The 13,674-nt window shown below is 64.2% G+C and carries 17 protein-coding genes; 12 read left to right on the top strand and 5 right to left on the bottom strand.

Annotated elements, in window-relative coordinates; translation table 11 throughout:
• Positions 1 to 3: 3 nt before the first annotated feature.
• Genes rsxC through ABDB87_RS11655 form a run of 5 tightly spaced genes read left to right on the top strand, consistent with a single transcriptional unit; the run spans position 4 to position 4,265 of the window.
• The gene (gene rsxC, locus ABDB87_RS11675) at positions 4 to 1,524 is read left to right on the top strand and encodes an electron transport complex subunit RsxC (RefSeq protein ID WP_345927149.1); all 1,521 of its coding nucleotides are present in this window, start codon (positions 4 to 6) and stop codon (positions 1,522 to 1,524) included.
• A complete protein-coding gene (locus tag ABDB87_RS11670; protein WP_345927148.1) occupies positions 1,521 to 2,588 on the top strand; it encodes an RnfABCDGE type electron transport complex subunit D in 1,068 nt (355 codons plus the stop codon). Before rsxC ends, ABDB87_RS11670 begins: the two co-directional genes overlap by 4 nt.
• Positions 2,585 to 3,220 carry an electron transport complex subunit RsxG gene (gene rsxG / locus ABDB87_RS11665; protein ID WP_345927147.1) on the top strand — a complete coding sequence of 212 codons (636 nt, stop codon included), beginning with the start codon at positions 2,585 to 2,587 and terminating at the stop codon, positions 3,218 to 3,220. Before ABDB87_RS11670 ends, rsxG begins: the two co-directional genes overlap by 4 nt.
• Positions 3,220 to 3,942, top strand: coding sequence for an electron transport complex subunit E (locus ABDB87_RS11660; protein WP_345927146.1), 723 nt, complete (start codon positions 3,220 to 3,222; stop codon positions 3,940 to 3,942). The genes rsxG and ABDB87_RS11660 overlap by 1 nt, the downstream gene beginning before the upstream one ends.
• Positions 3,943 to 3,983: 41 nt before the next feature.
• Positions 3,984 to 4,265 (top strand): RnfH family protein, encoded by a 282-nt coding sequence (locus ABDB87_RS11655; protein ID WP_345927144.1) that lies wholly within the window; start codon positions 3,984 to 3,986, stop codon positions 4,263 to 4,265.
• Positions 4,266 to 4,409: 144 nt separating this feature from the next.
• On the opposite strand, the gene ABDB87_RS11650 is transcribed toward ABDB87_RS11655, so the two are convergent.
• The 5 genes from ABDB87_RS11650 to ABDB87_RS11630 form a co-directional block, all read right to left on the bottom strand.
• On the bottom strand, positions 4,410 to 5,252 hold the full coding sequence (locus tag ABDB87_RS11650) for a M48 family metalloprotease (RefSeq protein WP_345927141.1): 843 nt from the start codon (positions 5,250 to 5,252) through the stop codon (positions 4,410 to 4,412).
• 117 nt (positions 5,253 to 5,369) lie between these two features.
• Positions 5,370 to 5,684, bottom strand: a complete 315-nt coding sequence (locus tag ABDB87_RS11645; protein ID WP_345927139.1) for a Rieske 2Fe-2S domain-containing protein — start codon at positions 5,682 to 5,684, stop codon at positions 5,370 to 5,372.
• Positions 5,685 to 5,704: 20 nt separating this feature from the next.
• Complete coding sequence (locus ABDB87_RS11640; RefSeq protein WP_345927137.1) at positions 5,705 to 6,253, bottom strand: flavodoxin; 549 nt, start codon at positions 6,251 to 6,253, stop codon at positions 5,705 to 5,707.
• A gap of 41 nt (positions 6,254 to 6,294) precedes the next feature.
• Positions 6,295 to 8,001, bottom strand: a complete 1,707-nt coding sequence (locus tag ABDB87_RS11635; RefSeq protein WP_345927135.1) for an AAA family ATPase — start codon at positions 7,999 to 8,001, stop codon at positions 6,295 to 6,297.
• A gap of 107 nt (positions 8,002 to 8,108) precedes the next feature.
• Positions 8,109 to 8,534 (bottom strand): response regulator, encoded by a 426-nt coding sequence (locus ABDB87_RS11630; RefSeq protein ID WP_345927132.1) that lies wholly within the window; start codon positions 8,532 to 8,534, stop codon positions 8,109 to 8,111.
• A 299-nt stretch (positions 8,535 to 8,833) separates the two neighbouring features.
• Here ABDB87_RS11630 and ABDB87_RS11625 point away from each other — a divergent pair, with 299 nt between their 5' ends.
• From ABDB87_RS11625 to ABDB87_RS11595, 7 genes are all read left to right on the top strand, one after another.
• A complete protein-coding gene (locus tag ABDB87_RS11625) occupies positions 8,834 to 9,151 on the top strand; it encodes a hypothetical protein (RefSeq protein ID WP_345927130.1) in 318 nt (105 codons plus the stop codon).
• Between the two features lie 311 nt (positions 9,152 to 9,462).
• Positions 9,463 to 10,860 (top strand): nitrogenase iron-molybdenum cofactor biosynthesis protein NifE, encoded by a 1,398-nt coding sequence (gene nifE / locus ABDB87_RS11620; RefSeq protein WP_345927128.1) that lies wholly within the window; start codon positions 9,463 to 9,465, stop codon positions 10,858 to 10,860.
• Positions 10,861 to 10,870: 10 nt separating this feature from the next.
• Positions 10,871 to 11,062: a hypothetical protein gene (locus ABDB87_RS11615; RefSeq protein ID WP_345927126.1), complete on the top strand. Its 192-nt coding sequence runs from the start codon at positions 10,871 to 10,873 to the stop codon at positions 11,060 to 11,062.
• Entirely contained in the window at positions 11,062 to 12,519 is a 1,458-nt protein-coding gene (nifN, locus tag ABDB87_RS11610) for a nitrogenase iron-molybdenum cofactor biosynthesis protein NifN (RefSeq protein ID WP_345927124.1), read from the top strand. The genes ABDB87_RS11615 and nifN overlap by 1 nt, the downstream gene beginning before the upstream one ends.
• Entirely contained in the window at positions 12,516 to 12,917 is a 402-nt protein-coding gene (gene nifX / locus ABDB87_RS11605) for a nitrogen fixation protein NifX (protein ID WP_345927122.1), read from the top strand. The genes nifN and nifX overlap by 4 nt, the downstream gene beginning before the upstream one ends.
• Before the next feature lie 2 nt (positions 12,918 to 12,919).
• A complete protein-coding gene (locus ABDB87_RS11600; protein WP_345927120.1) occupies positions 12,920 to 13,408 on the top strand; it encodes a NifX-associated nitrogen fixation protein in 489 nt (162 codons plus the stop codon).
• A gap of 13 nt (positions 13,409 to 13,421) precedes the next feature.
• Positions 13,422 to 13,619, top strand: a complete 198-nt coding sequence (locus tag ABDB87_RS11595) for a CCE_0567 family metalloprotein (protein ID WP_345927118.1) — start codon at positions 13,422 to 13,424, stop codon at positions 13,617 to 13,619.
• The last annotated feature ends 55 nt before the right edge of the window (positions 13,620 to 13,674 follow it).

Here is a 13,674-nt window from a genome sequence, read left to right as displayed (position 1 = left end):
ATCATGCCCAGCATCGTCATCCCGCCGATCCGCCGCCTGCTGCAGCGCTGGGGCGTGCATCCGGACAGTCACAAGTACCCGGCCGCTGCGCTGGACATCGAAGAGGCCGGTCTGCCGCCCATCCTCTATCTGCCGCTCTCTCAGCATGTGGGCGCCCCCGCACGCGTCATCGTGGAGGTGGGCGAACGGGTGCTGCGCGGGCAGCTGATCGCCTCCACCGGCGGCAAGATTTCAGCGCCCCTGCATGCCCCGACCTCCGGCACGGTGATGGCGATAGCCGAAACCGTGGTGCCGCATGCTTCCGGACTCACCGACATGGCCATCCACCTTCAGCCTGATGGTCTGGATGAATGGTGTGAACTGAAGCCCGAGCTCTACCCGATCAACCTGTCGGCGCGCGAAATTGCCGAGCGGGTGGAAGACGCCGGCATCGTCGGCATGGGGGGGGCGAGCTTCCCATCGGCGGTGAAGCTCTCGCTGGGTGAGCGCAGCAAGATCACGACGCTGATCCTCAACGGCAGCGAGTGCGAACCCTATCTCTCCTGCGACGACCGCCTGATGCAGGAAAATGCGCATGACATCGTCGAGGGCGCGCGCCTGATGCTCAAGGCTACGGGCGCCAGTCGCGTGCTGGCCGGCATCGAGGACAACAAGCCCGAAGCCATTCTCGCGATGAAGCTCGCGGCCAAGCCCTATCCGGAAGTGCACATCGTGAAGATTCCGAGCCGCTACCCGATGGGCGCGGACCGTCAGCTGATCAAGATGCTGACCGGGATCGAAGCCCCCGCAGATGGCCGCGCGGCAGATGTCGGCGTGCTGGTGCATAACGTCGGCACCGCGAATGCGGTCTATCGCGCGGTGCGTTATGGCGAGCCGCTGACCGAACGCGTCGTGACGGTGGCGGGCGGCTCGGTGAAAGCACCGCGCAATCTGCGCGTGCGGCTCGGGACGCCGATGGGCTGGCTGTTCGAGCGCTGCGGCGGCTTCCGCGTGCCGCCAGCGCGCGTGGTCAGTGGCGGGCCGATGATGGGCATCGGCGTGCAGAACCTCGACATGCCGATCGTGAAGGGCACGAGCGGCTCGCTCGCCCTGTCTGCCGCGGAAGTGGGGGAGCGCGAGGCGAGTGCCTGCATCCGCTGCGGCAGCTGCGTATCAGCCTGCCCGGTGGGGCTGTTGCCGCTCGAGATGGCGGCCCGCATTCATGCCAATGCGCTGAACGAAGCGGCGGATATCGGCCTGGACGACTGCCTCACCTGCGGCGCCTGCGGCTTCATCTGCCCCTCGCGGATTCCGCTGGTGCAGTACTTCCAGCATGCCAAGGGCGAGCTGGCCGCGCGGGCGCGCGAGAGCAAGCGCATGGACACGATCAAGGCGCTCACCGAAGCGAAGACCGAGCGCGTCGAGCGCGAAGCCCGCGAGAAAGCGGAAGCCAATGCCCGCCGCAAGGCCGAGCGCGAAAAAGCCGCTGCCGAGGCCGCAGCGAAGAAGGCGGCAGTTGCCGCCGCACAGGAGACTGAAGCATGATCCACGCATCCCCCCATGCGGTGACCAGCCGCACCAGCGGCCAGATCATGGGCCTCGTGCTGCTGGCCCTTGCACCGGCCGTGCTGGCCGGATTCTGGCAGTTCGGCTGGCCGGCCTTCATCACCTGGTTCGTCTGCGTCGGCAGCTGTCTGGTCTTCGAAGCGCTCTGCGTAGCGTGGTCCGGCAAGCCGGCAGGGCCGGTGCTGTGGGACGGTTCCGCCGTGCTCACCGGAACGCTGCTGGCAATGTCGCTCCCGCCTTTCCTGCCGGCATGGCTCTGCATGCTGGGAGCATTCTGCGCGATCGTGCTGGCCAAGCAGGTGTTCGGCGGGCTGGGCTGCAACCTCTTCAATCCGGCCATGGTGGGGCGCACGCTGCTGCTGGTGTCCTTCCCGGTCAGCATGACGCAATGGATCGACCCGCCGGCCCTGTCCCACGGCCTGAGCCTGAGTCAGGCGCTGGCCATCAGCCTGCAAGGCATGCCGGTGCCTGACGCGCTCACCAGCGCCTCGCTGCTGGGACATGTGAAAACCGAGCTCGGACGCGGCATCGGTTTGCTCGACGCGATCCAGCCTTATGTGAATGACTCGGCCGTCACCGGCTCCCGCACCGGCAGCCTGGGTGAAACCTCCACGCTACTGATTCTCTTCGGCGGTGTCTTCCTGCTCGCCAAGCGCATCATCGGTCTGCGCATTCCGCTGGGCTTCCTGCTCGGCGTAGGCATCCCGGCACTGCTGGGGCACGAATTCGCGCCCGAGCGCTTCCTGCCCGCAGCAACGCATCTTGTTTCAGGCGGCGTGATGCTGGGAGCATTCTTCATTGCGACCGACTATGTGACCTCGCCTTCTACACCAATGGGGCAATGGATCTTTGCCGTCGGCGCCGGCCTGCTGACCTGGCTGATCCGCACCTGGGGCGGTTACCCGGAAGGCGTGGGATTCGCGATCCTGCTGATGAATGCCGTTGCGCCGCTGCTGGATCTCTGGTTGCGGCCCCGGATCTTCGGGCGCAGCCTGACCGGCAAATCGCTGCCCGCACGCCGTGTCGGGGAGGAACTTCAATGAGCGCGCATGCCGAACGACTCAATGCAGTCTGGTATCAGGGGGCCTCTCTGGGCCTGGTCGCGGTGAGCATCACCGTGGCACTGGCCGCGGCCTACACCGCCTCCCGCGAGCAGGTGGCCTCGGCGATCGAGAACGACACCCGCCAGACCCTGGAGCAGGTGCTGCCGCCGGGCTACTCGGACAACAACCTGCTGAAGGATGTGATGGAGATCCGCGATGCCTCCGGTGAGGCCGTGAGCGTGTATCGCGCACGAAAAGCCGGCAAGGTGCGCGCCGTGCTCTTCGCGCAGCACGGCAATGGCTACTCTGGGCGCATCGACCTGATCATGGCAGTCGATGCCGAGGGCATCGTGCAGGGCGTGCGCGTGACGCATCACACCGAAACGCCGGGACTGGGCGACAAGATCGAGGAAACCAAGAACGACTGGATTCATCGCTTCGAGGGCAAATCGATCGCCTCGACCGGCGCCGAGCGATGGGCGGTGAAGAAGGACGGTGGCGTGTTCGACCAGTTCGCCGGCGCCACGATCACCCCGCGCGCAGTCGTCCGCACGGTAAAGGGCGGGCTGGAATTCTTTGCGCAACACCGCGATCAGCTGCTCGATGGCAGCCAGCCGAAGGGAGGCCAGTGATGAGTGATGAAGCCGTGGCAAGTGCCGAGGCGGTGAGCGGCCCGAAAAGCAGTACCGTGATCCGCGACGGCCTGTGGGACAACAACGTCGTGCTGGGCCAGATGCTGGGCATGTGCCCGGTGATGGCGGTCACCAGCAGCGCCACCAACGGGCTCGGCATGGGGCTGGCGACGATGGCGGTGCTGATCGTTTCCAACGCCCTGATCGCCAGCCTGCGCAACTGGGTGAGCGACACGGTGCGGATTCCGATCTTCATCGCGCTGATCGCCGGACTGGTGACCCTGGTGGATATCTGTCTCAACGCCTGGCTGCATGAGCTCTACAAGGTGCTCGGCATCTACATCGCGCTGATCGTCGTCAATTGCGCGGTGCTCGGCCGCGCCGAAGCCTTTGCCTCGCGCAACACGGTGGCACTGTCCGCACTCGACGGGCTGATGATGGGCCTGGGCTTCACCGCAGCACTTGTGGTCATGGGGGGCATCCGCGAGGTGCTGGGCGCCGGCACGCTGTTCGCCAATGCGCATGTGCTGCTGGGCGCGCACTTTGCGTTTCTGGAGCTCAAGCTCCTGCCCGAATCCGCCAACACCCTGTTCATGATCCTGCCGCCCGGCGGCTTTCTGACCCTGGGCATGCTGATCGCCGGACGCCGGCGCATTGAGGCCTGGCGTGAGCGGGTGGCGGCAGAGTCAGCTGGCTGTGTGCCCGGCGCGCACGCGCAGTAGCCCGGCGACGCGCAGCGGGCATTTTTGCGAAGGAGAAGATCATGCAGATAGCCGTGGCGTATGCCGGACTGGCAAAGAAATACTGGCTCCGGCTCGATGTGCCGGAGCCTTGCACAGTGGCCGAGGGCATCGAGCGCTCGGGCATTCTCGGGCTGTGTCCGGACATCAGGCTTGAAACGCAGAAGGTCGGTGTGTTCGGCAAGGCGGTGAAGCTCGACGCGGGCCTGCGCCCGGGCGACCGCATCGAGATCTACCGGCCCATCATCTGCGACCCGGCCACCGTGCCGCGCAAGAATGCCGGTGAGGACGAGGACGACGAGTGATCGCTCCCGCGCTCAGGAGACAGCTCATGAGTTTGTTGCGAGGTCGTGATCAGGGCTCGAGCGCTGCCCATCCTCCTGAGCGCCGCGTGCTGCGCCGCGCTTCACTCTGCTGACAAGCTCTCGCTGCGGATCGAGAACCGCTTCTCAGGGCGCCAGACCGCTGCGGGGCAGGTCGCGCCGATCCGGCAGGTAGCGGATCGCCCGCAGGCCACTGACGGCATTCAGGGCCCGGATCCGGCGTGCCATCGGCAGCATGGATTCCATCCGCGCGAGGCGTGCAGCGTCTGCCGGATGGGTGGCCATCACGACCTGGCGCGAAGCCGATCTGGCCTGGTGGCGCAGATAGCCCAGGGCCGCATCCGGATCGAAACCGGCCAGCGCGGCCAGCATCAGGCCATTGCGGTCCGCTTCGTTTTCCATGTCCTGCAGCAGCGGTGCCATGCGGATCAGTACACCCAGATCGAAATCCATGGTGGCGTAGATATCCTCTACCGAGGCGTTCACACCCAGCGGCACCATGGCACGCGCCAGTTCCAGGGTATCGGCCTGGTCTCGTGCGAGCGCATGGGACACTTCATGCGCCAGCACGAAGGCCAGCGAGTCCCGGTTCAGGTGCGCGTCATGAATGAAGACTTCCGAGATGAAGACGTGTCCGTCGGACAGGGCCCAGGCTGCGTCGTCCGGCAGGCGCGTCACGATGAGTTCGAGGACGGGGGCCGCGCTCTCCGGCATCTGGCTGCGAGCGCTCGCGCGGATCTTTCCGAAGACGTCCGAGAGCAATGCGCAGTAGCGCCGGCAGCCGAAGAGGCCCAGCTTTCGTGCCCGCGCCACGGTGTCGCCTGCAATGCCGGCGTCATCGAGGTCAAGGCGATCCTGCCAGTTGGTGTTCGGACGAATCTCAAGCAGTGCCGTGCCAGACCCGGCAGCGGCTGCCGTCAGCACATGACTGCCCAGCAGGCAGGCAGCGGCCAATACGAACCTGAGCATGGCGACCTCCCATTCCGGAAAACAGGGAATGAATTTCCATCAAAGGTCAGCATCGGCCGTGGCGCAAGGCTTTCAGGCAGGGGGATTTCCCGCAGCGCACACCCGGGCAGGTGTGCTTCAGTCTTCGTCCAGCTCGATCTCCAGCATCTCGCCATTCACCCGGATCGGGAACTCGTCGAGTCCGCATCCGGTGGGCGAGAGCCCTTCGCCGCTGTGAGCGTCAAACACCCAGCCATGCGCCGCGCAGATGAGCGTCTGGCCGTTGAAGATCCCCTTGTTGAGCGAAACGTCCTCATGCGGGCAGCGCGCGTCAAACGCCCGCGGGCGGCCGCCCTCCGGCCAGAGCACGATGATTTCCTGCCCATCGGCCCGGCAAGGCACGGCCTCGCCGGGGGAGAGCAGGCGCTTCTTGCAGAGCGGGGTCCAGCCCATGAGAAGAAGCCCCGCGTCACTCAGGCCGCGACGGTCAGACCGAAGACCGGAGCGATCTGCGCCAGCCAGGCATCCAGACGCTCGGCCGTCTGGTCGGGCTGGGTGTCGTTGTCGAGCGCGAGCCCGACGAACTTGCCATCCACGACCGCCTGCGATGCGCTGAAACTGTAGCCCTCGGTGGACCACTGGCCAACGATGGTGGCGCCTGCGTCGACGAAGAATTCATAAATCAGCGCGAGGCCGTCGACGAACTCATGGCCGTAGGTCTCCTGATCCCCCAGTCCGAAGAAAGCCACCGTCTTGCCGGCAAAGCTCGTGCCCTGGAATTTCTCCAGGGCTTCGGCCCAGCTCTCTTCATCGCATTCGGCTTCGATGCCGGGCAGCAGGCCATCGCCCAGGGTGGGCGTGCCGAGGATCAGATAGTCGTACTTCAGCAGGTCATCGACCGAGGCCTTGTTGATGTTGACCGGATCGGCCATGGTGTCGTCGTCAAAGCGCTTCTTGATCTGCTTTGCGATCTTGCGGGTGCTGCCGCTGTTGGTGCCGAAGAAGATGCCGATGCGTGCCATGGTGCTTTCCTTGTCGGTGAGGGTGAAGTAGGTGTGCCGAGTCAGCCGGCGGAGACCGTGTGCGGCTCCATGCCGCGGAAGATCGCGCAGCGCTTGAAGACTTCCGGAGAGGCCGCTAGTTGCTTGTGATGGCAGAACTTTGCCGCGAGCTTGGCAAGACCCTTGATGTCCCGCCCGGTGGCGCTGGGAAACTGCGTGCTGAGGTGATCGAGCAGGGCGTCATCCAGGCCGAGCCGGAACTGCTGCCCCATCACCTGCCAGATGCGGCGTCGCGCAGCGGCATCCGGTGCGGCATAGCGGATCAGTGCGATGCAGCGCGAGATGATCGCTTCATCGATGTCGTCCATCCGGTTGGTAGTCAGGAAGAGCAGGCCATTGAAGTATTCGAGCACGCGCAGGAAAACGCCCACCACCGCATTGGCGGTGATGTCGTTGTCCCGCCGCTTGATGTAGACGTCAGCCTCGTCGATCAGCACCACCGCCCCCCAACGCTGCGCGCGGGTCAGCACTTCCTTCAGGGCTGCTTCCATGGTGGCGACACTGAGTCCGAGCTGGCCGGAGTGAACACGGTAGAGCGGCCGCCGGATGATTTCGGAATAGACCTCGGCGGTGAGTGTTTTGCCGACGCCGGCCGGGCCCGCACAGAGCACCGTGGTACCGCCTGACTTGCCGGCCACGATGTCGTCGAGCAAGAGGTCCATTTCGGCGGTCAGCAGGTCGATCAGCTCGGTCTGCTCCTCGGGCAGCACCAGCTTGTCCTTCAGCTCGGGCTGATAGACATAGGGCTTGATGTCGTCCACATGCACCCACAGGTAGTGATGCAGATCCAGGTGGAACATCAGGATGTAGGGATGGATCGGCAGCTGGCAGAAGAGATCCGGCGGCAGGGCAGCGCGCTCGATCTCGACTTCGTCGCCGGCTTCATACTTGTCGCTTCGCGCAGCGCGGCGAAGATAGGGACCGAGAATGTCGCCGGGCGCATCGAGTGTCAGCGCGCGCGAGGCCAGAATGCTTTCGTCATTGACCAGCCGTGCCGGGCTGCCGCTGCTGGAGAGCACGACCACATCCTTGCGAGACCAGTCCGTGTCGCGGCGGGCCGCATTCGGATCTTCGGCATAGAAGCCGGTGCCGGAGCCCGAGTATTGCGCGCCATAATCGCTGCGCCACTCGTAGTAGCGGGCGATGGTTCGGTCGTAGTGCTCGATCAGGGCCGGTGTTTCGCGCACGAAGCCCTTGGCGGCGAAGATCTCGGGCACGGTCTTGCCGACCACATCGCTGGCGTAAAGCCGGATCGTCTGCGTGCTGACCGTGCCCTTGGCATTGGCCTTGATCTCGATGAAGACCTTGGCGATTTCCTCGTTGGTCTGCGGCGTGAAGTCCAGCCGGGTAATCACATAGGGCAGGGCGTGCCGGCTCATCTGGATGCCGAAGAGCCAGCCCCGGATCGCGCCTTTCGCGATGTAGCGTGCAATCGCCGGCACAGCCGCTTCCAGCTCGCCTTCCGCAAAACGCGGGCCACTGTCGCTGCTGAAGGTCTCGCGCAGGGTCGAGAGGCGCAGCGCCTGTTCGCGCAAGGCTTCGCCGCCCGCCTCATAGAGCCCCGCAAGATGATCCAGCGCGGCGGCCGGCACCATGCTCAGCGGAATCTCCGCGCGCTCCGAGAAGCGCAGCTGCTCGGCGAGCAAATGCAGCTCCGGAAACGACTTGACGAGGGATTCGGCATGCGGCCGGTCCAGCGTCAGTTTCATCGCGGGGCCCGGTTCCGTCGGTGCTTTGGGGGCTGGCGCCGCAGGCGTGCTGCCACAGGCGTGGTCGGGCTGCATCGAAGCGGTTTTCGTATTGGCGTTCATGGCACTCAGCGGACGACAACGGGAATGGCGAGCGGGGCGCGCCGGCCGAGCTGGGCGTCGACCTTGCGCCGCACGTTCTCCAGCTTGAGCGGGCGGAGCAGGCTGCTGTTGGCTCCCCGCTCGATGGCTTCCTTCACCAGCGGCTCGTCGGCGTCAAAGCAGACGATCAGGATGCGCAGCTCCGGGATGGCTTCACGCAGCCGGGTGATGACGGCGGCACCTTCCTGCTCCAGCACGCTGATCCCGACGATTGCCAGTTCCGGCGGCCAGGCCACTGCCTTTGCCAGCGCTTCGGCCGATGTGGCGAAGACATGGGTTTCCATCTCGTCGGCCAGCATGAACTGCAGGCCCGCACTGACCACGTCATCCCCATCGATGACGAAGACTCGGCGGTTCTCGACCGCACGCTGGGACTCAACACCGATCTGCATGCTGCACCTCGCGTTTGCTCTGGGTGGCCCACCCGGGCTGGGGGCTGCAGGCTATTCAGCAAGCTTCGTTCCCGTCGTGCAAAAGCCCGCAATACCGGGCTTTCGGCGCAAGCACCTGTCTGTTTTGTCTTGTTCGCTGTGTCGGGATTGTTCCGGCTGCGTCATCCGGTGTGACGCTTCGCACTGCCGAACGACGACCCAGGAAGGCGGATGCCCGCATGACAGCGTGCTTGTGTCGGCACGGCACGCAAGCTGCTATCAATGTCTCGCACGCCCCCAACAGAGAGAAGGAGAAGACGATGAGCACGACCTTCATCCGCACGACATCCGACGGCCGCCGCATCGAGGTCATCGACGGCGCCGTCTGCCTCGATGGCCGCATCGAGGCACGTGAGCTGGTGGCCCTGATCGAGCATCCGAATCGTCAGGCCATCCTGCGCGTACTGCCCCGCGCCACCCACATGGCCGGCCGCCTCGCCCTCACGATGGAAGAAGCCAACCAGATCCAGGATCTGCTCGCCGAAGCCCGCCGGGAACTGGATCTTTCCCCTGCGGCGCTGCATCGGCGGATGCAGGATGTGATGTTGCATAGAGCAAAAATGGAAGGCGTCGAATAAGGGGAGGCCCCGAGAAAGCGCCGGGGCCTGCGTTGCTGGCGCCTTGCCGTGCAATAGCACTGTCTGCGGCGCCTGCGCCTTGGCCGCGGCGCTTTTCGGGGCTCCCGGTCCTGCCGCGATGGTCGCCTGGAAATCCGGTTTGCCAAACCGGACAAAGCGGAACGCGACAAAGCATTCAAATCGCGCAGCAGCGCCCGGTCATGACAGGGACCGAAAACCGGGAAGCTCGGTGCGGTGCGGGTTTCAGTCGAATGGCATCAATCCTGCTGTGAGAGCTTCAGAGAGCAGGTGCGAAGAGAGGCAGGTGCAAAATGGATGCGCGAGTATCAGCCAAGATCCAGGACGTGTTCGAGGAACCGGCCTGCGAGCACAACCAGCAGAAGTCCGCCAAGGAAAAGAAGAAGGGCTGCACCAAGCAGCTCTCGCCCGGTGCGGCTGCAGGCGGCTGTGCCTTTGACGGCGCCAAGATTGCATTGCAGCCCATCGTGGATGTGGCGCACCTGGTACACGGCCCGATCGCCTGCGAAGGCAATTCCTGGGACAACCGCACGTCCTTCTCCAGCGGCTCGAAGCTCTATCGAACCGGCTTCACCACCGACATCAACGAACTCGACGTGATCTATGGCGGCGAGAAGCGGCTCTTCAAGTCGGTGAAGGAAATCATCGAAAAATACGATCCGCCGGCGATCTTCGTCTATCAGACCTGCGTGACCGCGCTGATCGGAGACGATATCGAAGCGGTCTGCAAACGTGCGACGGAAAAGTTCGACAAGCCGGTGATTCCGGTGAATTCACCCGGTTTCGTCGGGCCGAAGAATCTGGGCAACAAGCTCGGTGCCGAGGCGCTGCTCGATTACGTGATCGGTACCGAAGAGCCCGAATACACCACGCCGTATGACATCAACATCATCGGCGAGTACAACCTCTCCGGCGAGTTGTGGCAGATCAAGCCGCTGCTCGACGCGCTGGGCGTGCGCATCCTCTCCTGCATCTCGGGCGACGGCCGCTACAAGGAGGTCGCCAGCTCGCACCGCGCCAAAGCCGCGATGATGGTCTGCTCGAAGTCGATGATCAACATCGCGCGCAAGATGGAAGAGCGCTACGACATTCCCTTCTTCGAGGGCAGCTTCTACGGCATTGGCGACATGAGTGAAACGCTGCGTGAAATCGCTCGTCTGCTGATCCTGAAGGGTGCGCCGGAAGACCTGCGTGATCGCACCGAGGCGCTGATTGCCATCGAAGAGAAGCGTGCGTTCGATCGCATTGCCGCCTATCGTCCTCGTCTTGAAGGCAAGAAGGTGCTGCTGATTACCGGCGGCGTGAAGAGCTGGTCGGTAGTGGCGGCGCTGCAGGAGGCCGGTCTGGAAATCGTCGGCACCAGCGTGAAGAAGTCGACCAAGGAAGACAAGGAAAAGATCCTCGAACTGATGGGCCAGGACGCCCACATGATCGACGACATGACGCCGCGCGAGATGTACAGGATGCTCAAGGATGCGCAGGCAGACATCATGCTCTCTGGCGGGCGCAGTCAGTTCATCGCGCTCAAGGCCAAGATGCCCTGGCTGGACATCAATCAGGAACGCCACCACGCCTACGCCGGTTACGAGGGCATGGTGGAACTGGTTCAGGAAATCGACAAGGCGCTCTACAACCCGATCTGGGAACAGGTGCGCCGTCCGGCGCCCTGGGACCTTGCAGTCGAGGCCTGAGGAGAGCGACATGGAACATACCCCTCTCCTTCAGCTGGCCGGATGTGTGCTGACACTCTTCGGGCTTGGCGCGCTGTGTGTGCGGCTGGCAGCTGACTTGCGCGAACTCGTCCGCCTTCATCACGGACAGGCCGCGGCGCACGAACATCACTGGCAGCCCGCGGTCGTGACCGTCGCCCGCCAGAGCAGGGGAGCACACTGATGGCCACCCTCGTCGAACCCCGCAAGGCCTGCACCGTCAATCCGCTCAAGATGAGCCAGCCGCTGGGCGCGTGCTTCGCGTTCATGGGCATGGACAACTGCATGCCCATGATGCACGGCTCACAGGGCTGCACTTCCTTCGGCCTGGTGCTGCTGGTGCGTCACTTCAAGGAAGCAATCCCGCTGCAGACCACCGCCATGAACGAGGTCAGCACCATTCTCGGCGGGCTTGAAAACATCGAGCAGGCAGTGCTCAACATCAAGAAGCGGGCCAACCCCAGCTTCATAGCGATCGCCTCGACCGGGCTCACCGAAACCAAGGGTGACGATGTCGACGGCTACCTGAAGCTGATCCACCGCAAGCATGGCGAAACGCTGGAAGGCACGAAGATCGTCTACGTGTCGACGCCGGACTATGTGGGCGCTTTCGAAGATGGCTGGGGCAAGGCCGTGATGGCGGTGATCGACGCCTTCGCCGAGCCGGTCGAAGAGAAAGACCGGAAGCAGATCAACCTGCTACCCGGATGTCATCTCACTGCAGCCGATATCGACGAGCTGCGAGAGATCATCGCGTCCTTCGGTCTGCGCGCCGTGGTACTGCCGGATATCTCCGGCTCGCTCGACGGCCACATTCCCGAGAACTTCACGCCCACCACGCTGGGCGGCACCACGCTGGCCGAGATGCAGCGCATGGGCGCCTCCATCGCCACCATTGCGATCGGCAGCCAGATGCGCGGCGCGGCCACGGCGCTGGAAGACCGCACCGGCGTGCCTTTCCGGCTGTTCGAGCGCATCACCGGGTTGGGTGCTGTGGATGAGTTCATGCAGTGCCTCTCAGAACTTTCCGGCCAGCCGGTGGCGATGAAATACCGTCGTCAGCGCGGCCAGCTGCAGGACGTGATGCTGGACGCACACTTCTGGATCGGCGGACGCCGCTTCGCTATCGGTGCCGAGCCCGATCTGCTGGCGACGCTGGTCCATGTCGCGCATGACATGGGTGCTGAAGTGAAGGCAGCGGTCACGACCACCCAGTCGACCGTGATCGCCGGCCTGCCCGTCGATGAAGTGCTGCTGGGCGATCTGGAAGACCTCGAACTGCGGGCGAAGGCCGAGCGCTGTGAAATCCTGCTCACGCATTCGCATGGCCGGCAGGCCGCGGAGCGCCTGGGCATTCCGCTGCTGCGTACCGGTCTGCCAATGTTCGACCGGCTCGGTGCCTCCCATGTGCTGATGGCAGGCTATCGCGGCACGCGCGAGCTGATCACGCTCTGGGCCAACACCTTGCTGGAGTCCGAGCATCAGGCCAAGCCGGGGGACTGGCCCCTGTCGCCAGAGAGTCTTGCCGCTGCGCAGGGCAGTGCGCCTGCAGGTGGATGTGGCAGCGGTGGCTGCGGCTGCTCGGGCAGCACGGAAACCGATGTCTCCGTCATTCAACTTCCGAAGGAGCTCCAGCCATGAAAGTTGCATTCGCCACGCAGGACAAACAACGCGTCGACGCCCACTTCGGCTGGGCCAAGCACATCGCTATCTATGACGTCACGAAAGATGGCTCCACCTATCTGGAGACCTTCGACTTCGGGGGAAAGCTCGATGAAGACGGTGACGAAGACAAGCTCGCCCCCAAGCTCGACGCCTTGAAGGACGTGTCCATCGTCTATGTCGCCGCCATCGGTGGATCGGCCGCCGCACGGGTGGTGGCCAGCAAGATCCATCCGATCAAGGTGAGCGGCCCGGAGCCGATCATGGACATCCTTGAAAAACTGCAGGACGTGCTCAACGGTACGCCGCCCCCCTGGTTGCGCAAGGTCATGATGAAAGACCAGGAGCGCGAATTCGACTTTGAAGACGAGGCCTGAAAATGACTGAAACCATTGTGGACAAGACCGACACCGCGGCAGAAGACGCCGCCGCGCTGGCGACCCCCTACCTGAGCCAGCTCGCCAAGCAGTTTCGCGCGCAAGACACCCACGGCCAGTGGGACGGCAAGAGCGACGCCAAGCTGCTCGAAGCCTTCATCCTGACGCCGGAAGCGCGCCGTGCACTGCCGATCATGGGCGACCCCGACCCCGAAACGCTGTGGCGGATGGAGCAGTTCTTCAACGCCGTGGGCCTCTGCATTGAGCGCGCGACCAAGGTCATGGTGACCCCGATGATGAAGATGTCGCACGAGGGCTTTGGCCGTCAGGTGCTGCTCGCCGGTCGCCTGGTGGTAGTGAACAAGCAGTTGCGCGACGTGCATCGCTTCGGCTTCCCATCGCTGACCAAGCTGGCTGAGGCCGGCACCAAGTATGTGGATGAAGGCGTCGCGATGATCGAGAAGTTCCGCGAAGTGGCGGACTGGAGCTGAGTGGAGAGCAGACATGGAAGACATCGAAACCCTGAAGGCACAGGTCAAGAAACTCAACGCGAAGGCGACGCAGGCCAAGATGGATCTGCACGACCTCTCCGAAGATCTGCCGACGAACTGGGAAAAGATCATGGAGGTCGCCCAGATCGCCTACGACGCCCACAAATCGCTGACCGCGGCCCGGCAGGAACTCGCCGCGGCAACGGCCTGAACCCCGACTGATCAACCCGCCCGTCATCCCGAGGCATGACGGGCCTCTCCGCCCC

Origin of the sequence: Uliginosibacterium paludis (assembly GCF_039631355.1) — a bacterium.
Lineage (GTDB): Bacteria > Pseudomonadota > Gammaproteobacteria > Burkholderiales > Rhodocyclaceae > Uliginosibacterium > Uliginosibacterium paludis.
This window is presented reverse-complemented; position numbering and strand designations above follow the sequence as displayed.

Excerpts from the sequence above, each read along its gene's own strand:
- rsxC (WP_345927149.1), top strand. The coding sequence starts at position 4 with ATGCCCAGCATCGTCATCCCGCCGATCCGCCGCCTGCTGCAGCGCTGG.
- ABDB87_RS11670 (WP_345927148.1), top strand. The coding sequence starts at position 1,521 with ATGATCCACGCATCCCCCCATGCGGTGACCAGCCGCACCAGCGGCCAG.
- rsxG (WP_345927147.1), top strand. The coding sequence starts at position 2,585 with ATGAGCGCGCATGCCGAACGACTCAATGCAGTCTGGTATCAGGGGGCC.
- ABDB87_RS11660 (WP_345927146.1), top strand. The coding sequence starts at position 3,220 with ATGAGTGATGAAGCCGTGGCAAGTGCCGAGGCGGTGAGCGGCCCGAAA.
- ABDB87_RS11655 (WP_345927144.1), top strand. The coding sequence starts at position 3,984 with ATGCAGATAGCCGTGGCGTATGCCGGACTGGCAAAGAAATACTGGCTC.
- ABDB87_RS11650 (WP_345927141.1), bottom strand. The coding sequence starts at position 5,252 with ATGCTCAGGTTCGTATTGGCCGCTGCCTGCCTGCTGGGCAGTCATGTG.
- ABDB87_RS11645 (WP_345927139.1), bottom strand. The coding sequence starts at position 5,684 with ATGGGCTGGACCCCGCTCTGCAAGAAGCGCCTGCTCTCCCCCGGCGAG.
- ABDB87_RS11640 (WP_345927137.1), bottom strand. The coding sequence starts at position 6,253 with ATGGCACGCATCGGCATCTTCTTCGGCACCAACAGCGGCAGCACCCGC.
- ABDB87_RS11635 (WP_345927135.1), bottom strand. The coding sequence starts at position 8,001 with ATGAAACTGACGCTGGACCGGCCGCATGCCGAATCCCTCGTCAAGTCG.
- ABDB87_RS11630 (WP_345927132.1), bottom strand. The coding sequence starts at position 8,534 with ATGCAGATCGGTGTTGAGTCCCAGCGTGCGGTCGAGAACCGCCGAGTC.
- ABDB87_RS11625 (WP_345927130.1), top strand. The coding sequence starts at position 8,834 with ATGAGCACGACCTTCATCCGCACGACATCCGACGGCCGCCGCATCGAG.
- nifE (WP_345927128.1), top strand. The coding sequence starts at position 9,463 with ATGGATGCGCGAGTATCAGCCAAGATCCAGGACGTGTTCGAGGAACCG.
- ABDB87_RS11615 (WP_345927126.1), top strand. The coding sequence starts at position 10,871 with ATGGAACATACCCCTCTCCTTCAGCTGGCCGGATGTGTGCTGACACTC.
- nifN (WP_345927124.1), top strand. The coding sequence starts at position 11,062 with ATGGCCACCCTCGTCGAACCCCGCAAGGCCTGCACCGTCAATCCGCTC.
- nifX (WP_345927122.1), top strand. The coding sequence starts at position 12,516 with ATGAAAGTTGCATTCGCCACGCAGGACAAACAACGCGTCGACGCCCAC.
- ABDB87_RS11600 (WP_345927120.1), top strand. The coding sequence starts at position 12,920 with ATGACTGAAACCATTGTGGACAAGACCGACACCGCGGCAGAAGACGCC.
- ABDB87_RS11595 (WP_345927118.1), top strand. The coding sequence starts at position 13,422 with ATGGAAGACATCGAAACCCTGAAGGCACAGGTCAAGAAACTCAACGCG.